At 71.5% G+C, this 14807-nt stretch carries 15 protein-coding genes and 1 pseudogene; 14 read left to right on the top strand and 2 right to left on the bottom strand.

Annotated features, from left to right (window positions below; translation table 11 throughout):
• The first annotated feature begins 18 nt into the window (after positions 1–18).
• The 4 genes from ACTHMF_RS09750 (at position 19) to ACTHMF_RS09735 (ending at position 4650) form a co-directional block, all read left to right on the top strand.
• Entirely contained in the window at positions 19–375 is a 357-nt protein-coding gene (locus tag ACTHMF_RS09750; protein ID WP_440317266.1) for a YraN family protein, read from the top strand.
• Positions 375–1919, top strand: coding sequence for a YifB family Mg chelatase-like AAA ATPase (locus ACTHMF_RS09745; protein ID WP_440317265.1), 1545 nt, complete (start codon positions 375–377; stop codon positions 1917–1919). Before ACTHMF_RS09750 ends, ACTHMF_RS09745 begins: the two co-directional genes overlap by 1 nt.
• Positions 1920–2198: 279 nt before the next feature.
• Positions 2199–3509, top strand: coding sequence for a DNA-processing protein DprA (dprA, locus tag ACTHMF_RS09740; protein ID WP_440317264.1), 1311 nt, complete (start codon positions 2199–2201; stop codon positions 3507–3509).
• A 124-nt stretch (positions 3510–3633) separates the two neighbouring features.
• Positions 3634–4650 (top strand): tyrosine recombinase XerC, encoded by a 1017-nt coding sequence (locus ACTHMF_RS09735; RefSeq protein ID WP_440317263.1) that lies wholly within the window; start codon positions 3634–3636, stop codon positions 4648–4650.
• Positions 4651–4716: 66 nt separating this feature from the next.
• Here the strand turns inward: ACTHMF_RS09735 and ACTHMF_RS09730 are convergent.
• A pseudogene (locus ACTHMF_RS09730) lies at positions 4717–5235 on the bottom strand (murein hydrolase activator EnvC family protein); the annotation flags it as partial.
• Between the two features lie 386 nt (positions 5236–5621).
• Here ACTHMF_RS09730 and ACTHMF_RS09725 point away from each other — a divergent pair.
• The 8 genes from ACTHMF_RS09725 (at position 5622) to ACTHMF_RS09690 (ending at position 12952) form a co-directional block, all read left to right on the top strand.
• Positions 5622–7133 carry a sugar porter family MFS transporter gene (locus tag ACTHMF_RS09725; protein ID WP_314147732.1) on the top strand — a complete coding sequence of 504 codons (1512 nt, stop codon included), beginning with the start codon at positions 5622–5624 and terminating at the stop codon, positions 7131–7133.
• Positions 7134–7367: 234 nt separating this feature from the next.
• Positions 7368–8246, top strand: coding sequence for a 30S ribosomal protein S2 (gene rpsB, locus ACTHMF_RS09720; protein WP_314147733.1), 879 nt, complete (start codon positions 7368–7370; stop codon positions 8244–8246).
• Between the two features lie 39 nt (positions 8247–8285).
• A complete protein-coding gene (gene tsf, locus ACTHMF_RS09715) occupies positions 8286–9116 on the top strand; it encodes a translation elongation factor Ts (protein ID WP_314147734.1) in 831 nt (276 codons plus the stop codon).
• Between the two features lie 113 nt (positions 9117–9229).
• Complete coding sequence (gene pyrH / locus ACTHMF_RS09710) at positions 9230–9943, top strand: UMP kinase (protein WP_314147735.1); 714 nt, start codon at positions 9230–9232, stop codon at positions 9941–9943.
• A gap of 89 nt (positions 9944–10032) precedes the next feature.
• Positions 10033–10587, top strand: a complete 555-nt coding sequence (frr, locus tag ACTHMF_RS09705) for a ribosome recycling factor (RefSeq protein ID WP_314147736.1) — start codon at positions 10033–10035, stop codon at positions 10585–10587.
• Positions 10588–11586: a phosphatidate cytidylyltransferase gene (locus ACTHMF_RS09700; RefSeq protein ID WP_399552931.1), complete on the top strand. Its 999-nt coding sequence runs from the start codon at positions 10588–10590 to the stop codon at positions 11584–11586.
• A gap of 12 nt (positions 11587–11598) precedes the next feature.
• Positions 11599–12147 carry a DivIVA domain-containing protein gene (locus ACTHMF_RS09695; RefSeq protein ID WP_440317262.1) on the top strand — a complete coding sequence of 183 codons (549 nt, stop codon included), beginning with the start codon at positions 11599–11601 and terminating at the stop codon, positions 12145–12147.
• Positions 12148–12241: 94 nt separating this feature from the next.
• Positions 12242–12952 carry a lytic transglycosylase domain-containing protein gene (locus ACTHMF_RS09690; RefSeq protein ID WP_399552932.1) on the top strand — a complete coding sequence of 237 codons (711 nt, stop codon included), beginning with the start codon at positions 12242–12244 and terminating at the stop codon, positions 12950–12952.
• Between the two features lie 18 nt (positions 12953–12970).
• Here ACTHMF_RS09690 and ACTHMF_RS09685 read toward each other — a convergent pair whose 3' ends face one another.
• Positions 12971–13624 carry a hypothetical protein gene (locus tag ACTHMF_RS09685; protein WP_440317261.1) on the bottom strand — a complete coding sequence of 218 codons (654 nt, stop codon included), beginning with the start codon at positions 13622–13624 and terminating at the stop codon, positions 12971–12973.
• Positions 13625–13685: 61 nt separating this feature from the next.
• Between ACTHMF_RS09685 and ACTHMF_RS09680 the strand changes: the two genes are divergently transcribed.
• Entirely contained in the window at positions 13686–13985 is a 300-nt protein-coding gene (locus ACTHMF_RS09680) for a hypothetical protein (protein ID WP_314147740.1), read from the top strand.
• Positions 13986–14026: 41 nt separating this feature from the next.
• A complete protein-coding gene (locus tag ACTHMF_RS09675; protein WP_440317283.1) occupies positions 14027–14740 on the top strand; it encodes an alpha/beta hydrolase in 714 nt (237 codons plus the stop codon).
• Positions 14741–14807: the final 67 nt, after the last annotated feature.

The raw sequence follows: 14807 nt of genomic DNA, 5'->3' as shown, positions 1-14807 counted from the left end.
CTGGATGCGGGAGGAACGATGGCATCCAAAGATGAACTGGGCAGGCGCGGCGAGATCGTGGCCGCCACGTGGCTGCAGGCCCGCGGCTTCGTGCTGCTGGCGACCAACTGGCGGTGTGCGGTCGGCGAGATCGACCTGATCCTGCGCGCAGGATCCACGACGGTGTTCGCAGAGGTGAAGACGCGCAGCTCGCTCGGCTACGGTCACCCGTTCGAGGCGATCACGCCGCAGAAGCAGGGGCGTCTGAGACGGCTGGCGGCCGAGTGGTGCCGCACGAACGGACCGCTGCCGGGAGCGGTCCGCATCGACGCCGTGGCGGTCCTCGACGCCTGGAGCGCCGAGCCGGTCGTCGAGCATCTGTGCGCGGTGGCGTGATGGCGCTCGCGAGGACGTTCGCCGTCGCGCTCACCGGCGTCCGCGGCGACATCGTGGAGGTGGAGGCGGACATCGCGGCGGGGCTGCCCGCCTTCGTGCTGATCGGCCTGCCGGACGCCGCCCTCGGCGAGTCGCGCAAACGCGTGACGGCGGCCGCCGTGAACGCCGGTCTGCCCGTCGCGCAGCGCAAGCTGACCGTCAACCTGTCGCCGGCGTCGCTGCGCAAGCAGGGCTCGGCGTTCGACCTCGCGATCGCGATCGCCTCGCTCGCGGCCTCCGGCGACGTCCCGGCTCCCGCCGCTGCCGCCGCCGTGCACCTCGGCGAGCTCGGTCTGGACGGCCGGCTTCGGCCCGTGCCCGGCGTCCTGCCCGCGGTGCTCGCGGCGCGGTCGGCCGGGTTCCGGCGCGTGCTCGTCCCGACGGCGAACGCCGCAGAGGCGGAACTGGTCGACGACATCGAGGTCGTGCCCGTGGCGAGCCTGCGGGCGGCGGCGATCGCGCACGGCGCCGAGCTCGACCCCGTCGAGGTGGACCCGGTGACCGCGGACGCCCACGACACCGGCCCCGCGCCCGCGGACCCCGATCTGTCGGACGTCGCAGGCAACGAGGAGGCGGTGGATGCGCTGGTCGCCGCCGCGGCGGGCGGCCATCACCTGGCCATGATCGGCCCTCCCGGAGCCGGCAAGACCATGCTGGCGCGCCGGCTCCCGTCGCTGCTTCCCGACCTCACCGCGGAGCAGGCCCTGGAGACCACGTCCATCCGCTCTCTCGCCGGGCTCGGCGTGAAGGGCGGCCTGCTCCGCCGCCCGCCGTTCGAGGCTCCGCACCACACCGCGTCGGCGGTGGCGCTGGTCGGCGGCGGCAGCGGCAGGATCGTCCCGGGCGCGATCGTGCGGGCGACGAACGGTGTGCTGTTCCTGGACGAGGCGGCGGAGTTCCCGCCGAGCGTGCTCGACGCGCTGCGGCAGCCCCTGGAGTCGGGGACGATCAGCATCCACCGGGCGAGCGGGACGGCGACATTCCCGGCGCGGTTCCAGCTGGTCCTCGCGTCGAACCCGTGCCCGTGCGGACGCTACGGCTCCCTCGACGAGGAGTGCACCTGCTCGCCGATCGCCCGCCGCCGCTACCTCGCACGGATGTCCGGGCCGCTCATGGACCGGGTGGACGTCCGCCTCACGGTCCGCCGGCTCGGTCTCGGCGCACTGCGCGCCGCGACCGACGGCGCGCCGCCCGGCCCGTCGAGCGCCGTCCTGCGCGAGCGCGTGCTCGCGGCCAGGACGGCGGCAGCGGACCGCCTGCGGGACACCCCGTGGCGTCGCAACGCCGACGTCGACGGCACCTGGCTCCGCGCCGGCCCCCGCCGCCTCCGCGCTGCTGCCCTGGCCTCCCTCGACCGCGCCCTCGAACGTGGCGGCGTCACTATGCGCGGCTACGACCGGACCCTCCGCGTCGCCTGGACCCTCGCCGACCTCGACGGCGCCCCCACCCCGACCGCCGATCACGTGGGCCGAGCCCTCTTCCTCCGCCGCGGGATCCGCTCGTGAGCCGCGCCGATTCCGGCGTCGAGCCCACCAGGGGCGCCGATGCTCCGCGCCAGGCGGCCCACGGACCGGATGACGCATCGTCCGCCAGCGCAGGGCGTCCTGGTGCTGGGTCTGGTGCTGCCCCGTCGCTTGCCGCACAGGTCGTTCCGGCCCGGTTCGGCGGTGTCTGCCTCCGGTGTCCGCTCGTCGCCCTGCCGCGGAGTCGACCGGCCGGGGGCCGGCCGCCGGTGGTCAGCAGCGACGACCGGGGAGTGCGGGCGGGGGACCGGAGGCGCCACGATGTCCGCGGCTGATCTCTCGCGCGGTGCCGGCATGTCCGCGATCGCCGATCGTGTGCGAGCCGTCGCACCGTCCGCCGACCTCGGGGAGGAACGGGTCGTGCGGAGCCTGTTCGCGCGGGTCGCCGTCAGCGCGCTCGTCGAGCCGGGCGACATGGACGCCGGCGCGATGGTCCATCGCCTCGGGGCGGAGACCACCGTGCGGCTCGTCCAAGACGGGGGCGACGGTGAACGCGTTCTCGCTCTGCTGCGGGAACGCTGCCCGGACGAGGACCTGCCGACCGTCCGGCGGCTCGACGATGCGCTGACGCGCTGGCGCGGCCGCCTCGATCCCTCCGGCGGTGAACGCATCCTCGAGCGCGGGGCGCAACTGGGTGCCACCCTCGTCACACCCGATGACCCGCTCTGGCCGCGTGGGACGCGCGACCTGGAGCAGGGAAGCCCCCTTCTTCTCTGGGTGCGCGGCGACCCCGGCCGTCTCGTGAGGCTCAACCGCTCCATCGCGCTCGTGGGTGCGCGCGCCGCGACCGGCTACGGAACCCACGTGGCGATGGAGGCGGCGGCCGCCCTCAGCGACCGCGGCTTCGCGATCGTGTCGGGAGGAGCGTACGGCGTCGACGCCGCGGCACACCGGGCGGCCGTGGCGAGCGGCCAGGTGACGGTGGCGTTCCTCGCGGGCGGCGTGGACCGCCTCTACCCGGCCGGGAACACGAGCCTGCTGCACCGGGTGATCGAGACCGGACTGGTCATCAGCGAACTCCCGCCCGGTTCGGCTCCGACGCGCTGGCGCTTCCTGATGCGCAACCGCCTGATCGCGGCAGCCAGTCAGGCGACCATCGTGGTCGAGGCCGGAAGCCGCTCGGGTTCCCTGAACACCGCGGGCCACGCCGCCCAGCTCGGTCGGCCGCTCGGAGCCGTCCCCGGACCGATCACCTCGCCCGCCTCCGCAGGCTGCCACCGGCTCATCCGCGAATACGACGCCACTTGCGTCACCACCCCGGACGAGATGGCCGAGCTCTGCGAGCCCGTCGGTCTGCCCATCGCCAGCGGTGCCGGCGGCGAGGATGCCAGCCGCGGCGCGGGCACCGTCGGTACCGGCTGCGACGAGTCGTCGGTTCAGCCAGGTGCCGACGCGTCCGATCGCTCCGGGGTCATCCTGCAGGCCCTTCGGATCCGTTCAGGGCGAAGCGTGCGGGAGCTGATGAACAGCACCGGTCTCGACGCCGCCCGGGTGCAAGCCGAACTCGGCCGGCTCGAGACCCTGGGACGCGTGCGGGAGTCTGGCGACGGCTGGCACCGCGAGGTGAGGTGAAGCGTGCGAGGTGGAGAAGCGGGCGAGGCAACCGATGTGACGGGTGCGTGCCGGGGCGGGACGCGTTCTGCGGTATTCGGAGCGTCGTCCGGTTCGAGGGGTCGCGCTCGCCGAAGCTGGGGGAGTGGAACTGCAGGCGGCGATCGACGGGTTCGCGCGCCACCTCGAGGTGGAGCGCGGGTACTCGCCGCAGACCGTGCGCGCGTACCGATCGGACCTGGCTGCGCTGCGGAGTTTCCTCGCGGCGCGCGGGGTGGACGCGACCGAAGCCTTGACGCTCGACGTGTACCGGGACTGGCTCTGGGATGCGTCCCAGAAAGGGCTCGCGCGTGCGACCCTCGCCCGGCGATCCGCTGCCGCCCGCGGGTTCAGTGCGTGGGTGGCTCGGACGGTCGGTGATCCCACTCCGGAGGACCCGGCGCGGACGGGCGGGGAGACCGGGGGCGTGTCGGGAGCGGCGACGACGGCCCAGGAGGGTCTTGCTGGTGTTCCCGGAGTCCTGGCCGCCGCGGCGCCGGATCCGGCCTCGCGGTTGCGGGCGCCGAAGGCGGAGAAGACGCTGCCGCGGGTGATCACGCGCGCGCAGATGGACGGGATCCTGGCAGCGCTCGCCGTACGGGCGGCGGAGGGGGAACCGGGCGCGGTCCGCGATGTCGCTGTTGTCGAACTGCTCTACGCTGCGGGCATCCGGGTGAGCGAGCTGACCGGTCTCGATGTCGACGACGTCGACCTGGAGCGGCTCACGCTGCGCGTGCTCGGCAAGGGGTCGAAGGAGCGGGTCGTCCCGTTCGGCGTGCCCGCCCTCGCGGCGCTGCGCAGCTACCTCGCGCGGGCGCGGCCCCTGCTGGCCGGCGAGCGGTCGGGGCCGGCCCTGTTCCTGGGTGCCCGCGGCGGACGGCTCGGCACCCGCGCCGTCTACCAGCTGGTCGCCGGACTCCTGGCCGACATCCCCGGCGGGGGGCCCGCGGGCCCGCACACGCTGCGGCACACTGCGGCGACGCATCTGCTCGACGGGGGAGCGGACCTGCGGGCGGTGCAGGAGATCCTCGGCCATGCGAGCCTCGGGACGACGCAGATCTACACGCACGTCTCCACGGAGCGCCTCAAGGAGACCTACCGGATCGCGCATCCCCGCGCCTGAGGCCCGGCGAAGCGGCAGCAGCACCGACGGCGGGACCCGATCGAAGAACAGCAGAGGCGACACGTACTCGCCGTCGATCCGGATCCCCACGTGGATGCACGTGCCTGTGCAGTGCGCGCCGGACGCGACCGAGCCGACACTGTCGCCGGCGGCGACGACGGCTCCGACGATCAGGGGTGAGGCGACCGGCTCGTAGCTGGAGAGGACGCCGCCGCCATGATCGATGGTCAGCACCGGGCGATCCACCACGACTCCCGAGAAGTGCACCGTCCCCGTGGCGGGGGCGATGACCGTGGCGCCCGGCGCGGCGGCGATGTCGATGCCGCGGTGGCCAGCGGCGTACGGGGTGGGCGGAGCGACGTAGCCCTTCGTCAATCGCGGCGGCGACACCGGCCAGAGCCACCGCGCCGACGAAGCGGGCGATCGCGAGGACGCGCTTGCCTCGCCGGCTTCGGCAGAGACAGCCTCCAGCGTCTGCACCGCGGAGACGCCGTCGACCGTGCCCAGCGCGGCCACGAGGGCCGCGCCCAGCGCCGCGGACACTCGCAGTGTGCCCGCCACCGGCCTTGTGCGATGTCCGCGCATCCGTCTCCCTCCGTCCCGTTCTCTCGTCCTGTTCCCCTCGACGGACCGCCGACGGCGGTATCCAGACGACGCCCACGTCCGAGGTTCCCGTGCCGGCGCCCCAGGCGGAGCTGTCGGCCCGGATCTGTGCACAACCCCTCCCAGGCCCCGCCCTGTGCGGGACAGGCGCCCGCCGTGCGTGTTTGCCCGTTCGGGACGTTCCGCCCCCGCTCGAGCAGGGGCGGTCGTACCGAACGGGCACACACGACGCACGCGCACCCGCGGCGCGCCCGGGCGCCGCCCGGACTCCACAAACGCAGCGGCGCGGCGTAGCGTGATCGTCGCGCCGCAGCTCCGGGGCGATCCGTCGGGGCGGGTGGCGCAGCACACAATCGAAAAGGGATGACATGTCTGAACAACGCAGCAACACTTCCGCCACCGGTGACGAGCACATCCCGCAGCCGACGGCCGCGATGAGGCGCAAGGTCGTCGGGCTCGCGGTCTCCGCGGCGGTCGGCGGCTTCCTGTTCGGCTTCGACTCGTCGGTCATCAACGGGGCCGTCGACTCGATCCAGCACCACTTCGCGCTGAACGCGTTCGTGACCGGGTTCATCGTGGCGATCGCCCTGCTCGGCTGCGCCGTCGGTGCGTTCATCGCCGGCCGGCTCGCCGACCGCTGGGGCCGGCTCAAGGTGATGCTGCTCGGCGCGGTCATGTTCCTGGTCAGCTCCATCGGCGCCGGGCTCGCGTTCTCGGTGTGGGACCTCGGGTTCTGGCGCGTGATCGGCGGCCTCGGCATCGGCATCGCCTCGGTGGTGGCCCCTGCCTACATCGCCGAGATCGCGCCGCGGCAGCGACGCGGCGGACTGGCATCCCTGCAGCAGCTCGCCATCACGATCGGTATCTTCGTCGCGCTGCTCTCCGACGCGCTGCTCGCCGGTGCCGCGGGCGCTGCGGCCAATCAGCTCTGGTTCGGCCTCGAGGCCTGGCGCTGGATGTTCCTGGTCGGCGTCATCCCGTCGGTCGTCTACGGCATCCTCGCCCTCACCCTGCCGGAGTCGCCGCGCTACCTGCTCGCCAACGGCCGGCACGAGGAGGCGCGCGCCATCTTCTCCACGCTGGTGCCGGAGAGCGACGTCGACCGTCAGGTCCGCGACATCGAGCAGGCCATCGAGGCGGACAAGGAGGGGGCGAAGGGCACCCTGCGCGGCAACCGCTTCGGCCTCAAGCCCATCGTCTGGATCGGCATCATCCTGTCCGTCTTCCAGCAGTTCGTCGGCATCAACGTGATCTTCTACTATTCGACGACGCTGTGGCGTGCTGTCGGCTTCACCGAGAGCAACTCGCTGCTGATCACCGTGATCACCTCGGTGACGAACGTCGTGGTGACGATCGTCGCCATCCTGCTGGTCGACCGCGTCGGCCGCCGCCCCATCCTGCTCACCGGCTCGGTCGGCATGGCGATCGCCCTCGCGGCGATGGCGCTCTCGTTCGCGTTCGCCACCAAGCACGACGGCGCCGTCTCGCTGCCGAACCCGTGGGGCCCGGTCGCGCTGATCGCCGCCAACGTCTTCGTCATCTGCTTCGGCGCGTCCTGGGGCCCGCTGGTGTGGGTGCTGCTCGGCGAGATCTTCCCGACCAAGATCCGCGCCGCCGCGCTCGGCGTCGCCGCGTCCGCGCAGTGGATCGCCAACTTCCTGGTGACGGTCTCGTTCCCGCCGATGAGCGACTTCTCGCTGCCGTTCACGTACGGGATGTACGCGGTGTTCGCCGCGCTGTCGTTCTTCTTCGTGTTCTTCAAGGTGCCGGAGACGAACGGGATGGCGCTGGAGCACGCGGAGACGCTGTTCGCCAACGCGGGCCGCAACCGCGGCGTGCAGGTGCGCTCGTCCGGGGACTCGGCGACGCCCGGTACCTGATAAGATGTTCCTCGCACTCCGCGCGTCGGAGTGACTACGCGTGCCCGGACGCCCTCCCACGAGGGCGGGGCGCTCCTCCACCGGTCTCCCACGATTCTGCACGGTCCTCCGTGCGGGTTCGCGCGAGCGGGGGAGCGCGGGGCACCAGGAGTGGCGGCCGCCCGGCCGTCCTGACAACCGTGAACAGCATCCCAGGCGCACGCCACGGGATGCGCAACAGAAGGAGAAACGGCAATGGCCGTCGTCACCATGCGCCAGCTGCTCGACAGCGGCGTCCACTTCGGACACCAGACCCGCCGCTGGAACCCGAAGATGAAGCGCTTCATCCTCACCGAGCGCTCCGGCAGCTACATCATCGACCTGCAGCAGTCGCTCGCCTACATCGACAAGACGTACGAGTTCGTCCGCGAGACCGTCGCCCACGGCGGCACCATCCTCTTCGTCGGCACCAAGAAGCAGGCCCAGCAGGCGATCGCCGAGCAGGCGACCCGCGTCGGCCAGCCCTACGTCAACCAGCGCTGGCTGGGTGGTCTGCTGACCAACTTCCAGACCGTCTCCAAGCGCCTCGCCCGCATGAAGGAGCTCGAGGAGCTCGACTTCGAGGGCACCACCAGCGGCTTCACCAAGAAGGAGCTGCTGATCAAGAAGCGCGAGCTCGACAAGCTGCACAAGTCGCTCGGCGGCATCCGCAACCTGTCGAAGACCCCGAGCGCGATCTGGGTGGTCGACACCAAGAAGGAGCACCTCGCGATCGACGAGGCGAAGAAGCTGGGCATCCCGGTCATCGCCATCCTCGACACCAACTGCGACCCGGACGAGGTCCAGTACCCGATCCCGGGCAACGACGACGCGATCCGCTCCGTCTCGCTGCTGACCCGCATCGTCGCCGACGCGGCCGCCGACGGCCTCATCCAGCGCCACCAGAAGCCCGAGGAGGGCTCCGAGCAGGCCGAGCCGCTCGCCGAGTGGGAGCAGGAGCTGCTCGCGCAGTCCGCCGACGAGGTGCAGTCGAGCGCCGAGACCGAGAAGGCGGCCGACGCCGACCTCGCCGAGGCCAAGGCGGACTCCGCCGAGGTCGTCGCCGAGGGCGAGTCCGACGCCGAGGCCAAGTAACCACACTCATCTTCGAGACAAAAGGTTCCAGTTACGAACATGGCAAACATCAGCATCGCTGACATCAAGGCCCTGCGCGAGCAGCTCGGCACGGGCATGGTCGACACCAAGAAGGCCCTCGAGGAGGCCGGTGGCGACATCGAGAAGGCCACCGAGATCCTGCGCCTGAAGGGTGCGAAGGGCAACGCGAAGCGCGCCGACCGCTCCACGAGCGAGGGCCTCGTCGCCGCCAAGGAGAACGGCAACGGCACCGCCACCATGATCGAGCTCGCGTGCGAGACCGACTTCGTGGCCAAGGGCGAGAAGTTCATCGCCCTCGCCGACAAGGTGCTCGACGCGACCGCGGCCGCGGGTGCCAGCACGGTCGAGGAGGCGCTGGCCGCCCCCGCCGGTTCGCAGACCGTCGCCGAGCTCATCGGCGACGAGGCCGCGATCCTCGGCGAGAAGGTCGAGCTGCGCCGCATCGCCGTCGTGAACGGCGAGCACTTCGCGATCTACCTGCACAAGACCTCCAAGGACCTGCCGCCGCAGGTCGGTGTCGTGGTCGGCTACGCCGGCGACGACGCGGAGACCGCGCGCAGCATCGCGCAGCACATCTCCTTCGCCAACCCGACCTACCTCACCCGTGAGGACGTCCCGGCCGACGAGGTCGAGAACGAGCGACGCATCGTCGAGGAGATCTCGCGCAACGAGGGCAAGCCGGAGGCCGCGCTCCCGAAGATCATCGAGGGTCGCCTCGGCGCCTACTTCAAGCAGGTCGCCCTGCTCGAGCAGGAGTACGCCCGCGACAACAAGCTGACGATCAGCCAGGTGGTCAAGGACGCGGGGATCACCGTGTCCGGCTTCGCCCGGTTCAAGGTCGGCGCCTGATCGAGGCGTGAAGGAGTCCGGATCGAGTTCCCTCGATCCGGACTCCTTTTCTGTGCGCGGCAACCGTGCACGCATTAGCGTTAGACGAAAGTGACGGAAGGACTCATACACGCATGTCGGCAGCCAACAAGAGACGCAGGGTCCTTCTCAAACTCTCCGGCGAGGCGTTCGGCGCCGGTCAGCTGGGAGTCAACCCGGACATCGTCAGCAGCATCGCGCGCGAGATCGCGCAGGCGGCGGAGGACGTCGAGATCGCGATCGTCGTCGGCGGCGGCAACTTCTTCCGCGGCGCCGAGCTCTCGCAGCGCGGCATGGACCGCGGCCGCGCCGACTACATGGGGATGCTCGGCACGGTGATGAACTCGCTCGCCCTGCAGGACTTCCTGGAGCAGGCGGGCGCCGAGACGCGCGTCCAGTCCGCGATCGCGATGACCCAGGTCGCCGAGCCCTACATCCCGCGCCGCGCCGAGCGTCACCTCGAGAAGGGCCGCGTCGTGATCTTCGGCGCCGGCGCCGGCCTGCCGTACTTCTCGACGGACACCGTCGCCGCCCAGCGCGCGCTGGAGATCAGCGCCGACGTGGTGCTGGTGGCGAAGAACGGCGTCGACGGCATGTACGACGACGACCCGCGCACCAACCCGGACGCCCGCAAGATCGAGCGCATCACCCACCAGGACGCGCTCAAGCAGAATCTGAAGGCGGTCGACTCCACGGCGCTGAGCCTCTGCATGGACAACGGGATGCCGATGCGCATCTTCGGCATCGAGCCGGCCGGCAACGTAACGGCCGCGCTGCTCGGCGCCGAGATCGGCACCCTGCTCGGCTGACCCCGCCGTCGCGCGGCCGGGTGGTGCACCGGGCCCGGCGACGCGGGGCCCTAGACTAGACAACGATTCACCGATCTGAAGGAGAAACCGTGATCGCGGATGTGATTTCCGACGCTCGAGCGCGTATGACCAAGACCGTCGACGCGGCGAGGGACGACTTCGGCACCGTGAGCGCCGGCCGCGCGAACCCCGCCCTCTTCCAGAAGGTGCTCGTGGACTACTACGGCTCGCCGACGCCGCTGGCCCAGCTGGCCGGCCTGCAGAACCCCGAGGCGCGCGTCCTGCTCGTCACGCCGTACGACAAGTCGGCGCTGAAGGAGATCGAGAAGGCGATCGTCAACATGCCGAACCTCTCCGCGAACGTCGGCAACGACGGCGAGATCGTGCGCGTCACCCTGCCCGAGCTCACTGAGGACCGCCGCAAGGAGTTCGTGAAGATCGTCCGCGGCAAGGGCGAGGACGCCAAGGTCGCGATCCGCAACATCCGCCGCAAGGCCAAGGACGAGCTGGACGCCCTCAAGGGCGAGGTCGGGGACGACGAGGTCGCCCGCGGCGAGAAGGAGCTCGAGACGCTCACGCGAACGCACGTCGAGGCGGTCGACGAGGCCCTCAAGCGCAAGGAAGCCGAACTCCTCGAGGTCTAGATGAGCGAGGGGAGCAGCCCCGGCGCGCCTCGCACGCCGGCATCGGGGAAACGGGTGGGATCCCACTCGCGCGCCGAGATCCGCGCGCAGGTGCAGGCGACGAGGGCGGACTTCGAGCGCCAGGTGATGGCGCGTAAGGCGCAGCTGGACGCGACGAACGAGAAGATCGAGGCCAGGACCGGCCGCAACCTCATCCTGGCGATCCTGATCGGGCTGGGCGTCGGCGCTCTCGTCGTGCTGAGCCTGATCTTCGTCAAGGAACTCTTCCTCCTGCTCGGCGCCGCGATGGCCGGCTTCGCCGCCTTCGAGCTGACGCAGGCGTTCCGGGCGGCAGCCCGTCGGGTGCCGCGCATCCCGACGGTCGTCGCCGCGGTCGCCGTCGTCCCCGCGACGTTCTTCTTCCACGCCGGCGGCCAGCTGGTCTCGCTGTCGGCCGGTGTCGTCCTCGTGATCCTCTGGCGGCTGGTCGAGGAGCTGGCGCGGCCGGACCGGCGGCGCGGGGGGACGGCGCTCGGCAGGGACCTCACCTGGGGCGTCCTGGTCCAGATGTACGTGGCGCTGCTCGCCAGCTTCGCCATCCTGCTCCTCGCGGAGGACGGCGGCGAGTGGTGGGTGCTCGGCTTCCTGATCGTCGTCATCGCCGTCGACACGGGCGCGTACGCGAGCGGCTTGTCCTGGGGCAAGCACCCGATGGCGCCCACCATCAGCCCGAAGAAGACGTGGGAGGGCTTCGCGGGCGCCGCGGTCGCCGCGATCGTCGCCGGCGTCCTGATCTCGGTCTTCATGATCGGCATGCCGTGGTGGTTCGGGATCGTGTTCGGCGTCGTCGTGCTGCTCACCGCCACCGCGGGCGACCTCGCCGAGTCGCTGATCAAGCGTGACCTCGGCATCAAGGACATGAGCTCGTGGCTGCCTGGCCACGGCGGGTTCCTCGACCGGCTGGACTCCATCCTGCCGTCGGCGGCGGCCACGTACGTGCTCTTCCTCATCTTCTCCTGACACAATGGCTGGGTGAGCACCTTCCCGCGGAGCCCCAAGTCCACGCTCGGTTACGACGTCGACGAGGTGGACGAGTTCCTGAAGTCAGCGCGAACCGCGTACGACGGAGACGGCGCGACGGCCGCGACCCTCACGGCGGCGGACATCCGCCGCACGGCGTTCACGATGGCCAAGGGCGGCTACTCGACGCAGCACGTCGACGCGGCGCTCGAGCGTCTCGAGGACGCCTTCGCCGCGCGCGAGAGCGAGGCGGCGCGGCAGGCGATGGGCGACGCCGCCTGGTACGAGGAGGCGCGCACGACGGCGCAGGCGATCCTCGACCGGCTGGAGCGGCCGGCGGGGGAGCGGTTCCAGCGGGTCAGCCTGCTCACGCTCGGCTACAACCGGCAGGACGTCGACCGGTTCGCCGGACGGCTCGTCAAGTACTTCCAGGACGGCCGGCCGATGAGCGTCGAGGAGGTGCGGACGGTCACCTTCCGCGAGCAGCGCGGCGGCTACCGGGAGGCCCAGGTGGACCTGCTGCTGGACAGCGTGACGGACGTGATGCTCGCGGTCCGATGACCTGGCGGTTCCCTGAGTGCGGGCGCGGATTCTTGGAAACCCGCGAATTGTTCGTTATGGTTCTGTGATCGTGGGTAGACGAGATGCAGCAGAGATGATTCCGCTGGCCCCGGCCAACCCGGTCGGAGTCGCGTTCAAGCGGTCCCGGCGTCCGCACATCCGCTCGCGTGCCGCCGTCTGGGGGTTCGCATTCAGCGCGGCTGTCGGCTTCGCCCTGGTGAATGTGGTGGACCCGTACTCGGGTTCGGCCGCGACCCCGGCGTACGCGGACACCATGCAGGACATCCAGACCACCTCCCGCTACGGCACCGCTCCCGTTCAGAGCCTGACCGCTCCCGACGGCTCCGCCGCGACGGTCACGCGCGAAGCGGTGAGCGTCAAGGAGAAGCCCAAGCCGAAGCCCACTCCCACCCCGACGCCGACGCCCACCGAGTCCTCGAGCAGCTCGTCCGACAGTGGCTCGTCCGACAGCGCGGGGGCACCTGCGGCCGGAACCCCGGACCCGGGGTCCGCGCAGGCGGTCGCCTACCAGATGCTCAAGGAGCGCGGGATGGGCGACGACCAGTACAACTGCCTGGTCTCGCTCTGGAACCGCGAATCCGGCTGGAACGTCTACGCGTACAACGCGGGCAGCGGTGCCTACGGCATCCCGCAGGCGCTCCCCGGCAGCAAGATGGCGTCGGCGGGACCGGACTGGCAGAACAGCGCCAGCACCCAGATCACCTGGGGCCTCGGCTACATCAGCGGCCGCTACGGCACGCCGTGCGGCGCCTGGGCGCACTCCGAGTCGACCGGCTGGTACTGATCGGCACGGATCCCGGCCTCACGGGCTCGGATCGGCCGGGCGGTACTCCCGCCAGAACCGCGCATACGTCCGTCCACCGATGACGACGGAGACGGCGACGTAGGCGGCCGCGCAGACGACGCCGACGACCCAGCCGATGGCGGGCGCAACCCCGCTCGTCGTCAGCAGCACGCCCGCGAGCAATCCGACCAGGGCACCGTTGACCACGAACGAGAACAGCATGCTGCTGCCCACGATCTGGCTGGCGCCGCGCCGGCCGAGGAAGTAGTAGGTGCGGGTCACGCCCTCCCGGTCGTCGTGCGGCGACGCCAGGAGCACGCCGGCGAGCTCCGGGGCGAGCCGGAGGTACTCCGAGCGCAGCCGGTTCATCGCCAGGACGTACATCAGGTCCTCCATCGCCACGTTGGACACCCGGACCTGCGTGAGGACGCCGACGATCACGACGAGCAGCAGCAGCGTGTCCGCGAAGACCGGGAACAGGCCGCCGAACGCGGTCGCCTGGCCGACCAGGGCGATGCTGACCAGCGCGGCGGACATCAGCGTCAGCAGCATCCCGATCCTGGTCAGCACCTCGTTCTGGGTGCTGCTGCGGGACGCGAGGAGGCTCCAGTGCTCGGTGGCGAGCAGCTGCGCGCGGATCGCGTCGGTGCGGTGAGCGTCGTCGTCGCTCATGCCGCCGATGGTACTGCGCGCGTGCCGGCGGGGGGCATCCCTGCCCGCTTAGACTGGAGGCATGCCGCGCAGCAATCGTCCCCGAGGTCGCCAGGGCGGCCGCAGGGACGAGGAGGAGAACGGCCTCGACCGGCTCCTGGCCGGATGGCGCCGCACCGAGGTGCGCCGCGGCACCGAGTGGAACGTGCAGCCCGTTTCGTCGCTGCAGGCCCAGAAGAGCTACGTCTGCCCCGGCTGTGGCCGCGAGATCGCGCCAGGGGTGTCCCACCTCGTCGCGTGGCGGGCGGACGGCGTGCTGGGCGACGCGGCGGACCTCGCCGCGCGACGGCACTGGCACGAGTCGTGCTGGCGGATCTCGTGACAGGGACCGCGAGCGGAGGAGAGAGTGTGACCGCAGGACCGATCGAGATCCGCGGGGGCGTCGAGCTCCCCGCGCGCCGCGAGGACATCGAGCTGCACACCAGGGACGGGCTGACGCTCGTCGGGGAGCTCGCCAGCCCGCTGGAGCGCGAACCCGTCGCCACGCTGGTGACGCTGCACCCGCTGCCCACCGGGGGCGGGTTCATGGACTCGCACATCCTGCGCAAGGCCGCGGCGCGGCTCCCCGCCCTCGCGGACATCGCGGTGCTCCGGTTCAACACGCGCGGCACGTCGTCGCCGCGCGGGCGCAGCCAGGGCGAGTTCGGCCACGGCGTCGACGAGAGGTACGACGTGGAGGCGGCGATGGCGTTCGTCGCCGAGCGCGGCCTGCCGCATCCCTGGCTGCTCGGCTGGTCGTTCGGGACGGAGCTGGCGCTCATGTACGGGCGCGAGTGCCCGGTGGACGGCGTCATCCTGCTGTCGCCTCCGCTGCACCGCGCGAAGCCGGAGCACCTGAGCGCGTGGGCGGGCGATCCGCGTCCCATCGTGGCGCTGATCCCGGAGCACGACGACTACCTGCGGCCGGCGGAGGCCGCGGAGCGGTTCCGGCCGCTGCCGCAGATCGAACTGGTCGACGTCGCGGGCGGCAAGCACCTGTGGGTGGGGGAGAACCAGACGCGGCGCGTCCTGGACGAGATCGTGGAGCGGCTCAACCCGGCGGCGGCACCGCTGCCGACCCAGTGGCCGGCCGGCTGATCCCGGCGGGTCGGCGGGCGCGGTCGAGCGGTCGCGACACGCCGTCTCGGCCGCGGTGACGCGGCGC

It is taken from the genome of Leifsonia sp. (assembly GCF_051955155.1).
GTDB lineage: Bacteria > Actinomycetota > Actinomycetes > Actinomycetales > Microbacteriaceae > Leifsonia.
This window is presented reverse-complemented; position numbering and strand designations above follow the sequence as displayed.